Genomic DNA, 557 nt, shown 5'->3' on the forward strand with positions numbered 1-557 from the left:
ATAACACCGTCATCATTGATGCTAACCGTACCACCGAAGCCATCACTTCCCGCAGCAACCAGCTTACTTTCCGTATAACCACCAGAACCATCCGGCGTAAAGATGTAGATCTTATCGGTTGCAGTGCCAAACGCAGACGCAATTATGACCCCGTTGGCATTAATTGAAAGACTATCGCCACCAAGGTAATCTCTTGCCACTCCATCAGATGCTGTCAGCTTGACCTCTGCATAACTCCCACCTTCTGTCGGGGTAAACACATAAACCGACCCGGAAAAATCGCCTTTATCATCATCATAAATAGCACTGACAGCAATGACGCCGGAATTGTTGATCACAGTCTGATAGCCAAAGTAATCATCCTTTGCACCATCAGAGGCGACAAGTTTGGTCTCAACATAACCATCACCATCCGGTGTGTAGACATAGACAGAGCCGGATGTGTTCCCCTTGTCATCATCATAGTGAGAACCTGCAACAACAACACCATGATCATTCATCTGTGTGCTGTAGCCAAACCAATCACTTCTATCACCATCTGAGGCAACTATCTTGCC

1 protein-coding gene is annotated in these 557 nt (G+C 46.7%); it reads right to left on the bottom strand.

All coding sequences use genetic code 11. The features are described from left to right. Nucleotides 1-557 (bottom strand): FG-GAP repeat protein (locus PsAD46_RS06615; protein ID WP_193776920.1); only part of this gene is annotated, 557 nt, incomplete at both ends.

The organism is Pseudovibrio sp. Ad46, assembly GCF_001623065.1.
Taxonomy (GTDB): Bacteria; Pseudomonadota; Alphaproteobacteria; order Rhizobiales; family Stappiaceae; genus Pseudovibrio.